The 946-nt window shown below is 31.8% G+C and carries 3 protein-coding genes; 2 read left to right on the top strand and 1 reads right to left on the bottom strand.

Going from position 1 to position 946, the window contains the following annotated elements; translation table 11 throughout:
* Positions 1-170 (bottom strand): ATPase domain-containing protein (locus BG20_RS02450; protein WP_010190464.1); only part of this gene is annotated, 170 nt, incomplete at its 3' end.
* Positions 171-279: 109 nt separating this feature from the next.
* Between BG20_RS02450 and BG20_RS02455 the strand changes: the two genes are divergently transcribed.
* Both BG20_RS02455 and BG20_RS02460 read left to right on the top strand, forming a co-directional pair.
* Positions 280-525, top strand: a complete 246-nt coding sequence (locus BG20_RS02455) for a U6 snRNA-associated Sm-like protein LSm6 (protein WP_010190466.1) — start codon at positions 280-282, stop codon at positions 523-525.
* A gap of 8 nt (positions 526-533) precedes the next feature.
* On the top strand, positions 534-946 hold a 413-nt coding region (locus BG20_RS02460; RefSeq protein WP_010190468.1), incomplete at its 3' end, for an S-adenosylmethionine synthetase N-terminal domain-containing protein.

The raw sequence follows: 946 nt of genomic DNA on the forward strand, positions 1-946 counted from the left end.
GTTGTGTCTTGATAGAGTACAGTACCACCATTTTTTATTGTGTTTACACAGATTTGAAATAAAAGTTGAGTTTTACCAGTTCCACTTGCACCATAAATATCAGTAATTACACCATTTGGTATTCCATCAGATAAAAAATCATCTAATTTTTGTAATCCTGTATAGATCATTTAGATAATTATCTGAAAATAATGAAAAAATTTAAGGAATTTGATTTTTTTGAAAAGAGGCAAGGCTTTTATTCTAGAGAACAACGTAAGCAAAACAAGTGAATAATTAGTGTCACAAACTAGTAGTGCAAAAAGACCTTTGACAACTCTTCAAAAAAGTACCAAGAAGAAAGTTACTGTTAGGTTGAAGAATGAAGTTGAGTATAAAGGGAAAATGGATAATGTTGATTCATACATGAATTTAATCATGACAGACGCAGAGGAATTACATGATGGTAAAACAATTGCAAATTACGGCAGAGTAATTGTAAGAGGCAATAATGTATTATTTATCAAACTAGAAAATGAACTCTAGTGGTCCTTATGACTAGCAGTTTTCTGTTTACTTCAGAATCAGTCACAGAAGGTCATCCAGACAAGATATGTGATCAAATTTCAGATGCATTTTTAGATGAATTTCTCAGACAAGATCCTGACTCTAGAGTAGCAGTTGAAACAATGGTGACTACAGATTTTGTAGCAGTTGCAGGAGAAGTTACATCAAAAGCTAATTTTGATAAAAGAGCTCAAGAAGAATTAGTTAGAAAAGTAATTAGAGATATAGGATATGACAACAAAGATTTGATGTTTGATACAGAGTCTTGTCAAGTCATACTAAAATTACATTCTCAAAGTCCAGATATCAGTCAAGGAGTAACTGCAACTAAAGAAAAAGAACAAGGTGCAGGAGATCAGGGATTGATGTTTGGTTATGCTTCAAATGAAACAAAAGAACT

This window comes from Candidatus Nitrosarchaeum limnium BG20, assembly GCF_000241145.1.
In the GTDB taxonomy this organism is placed as follows: Archaea; Thermoproteota; Nitrososphaeria; order Nitrososphaerales; family Nitrosopumilaceae; genus Nitrosarchaeum; species Nitrosarchaeum limnae.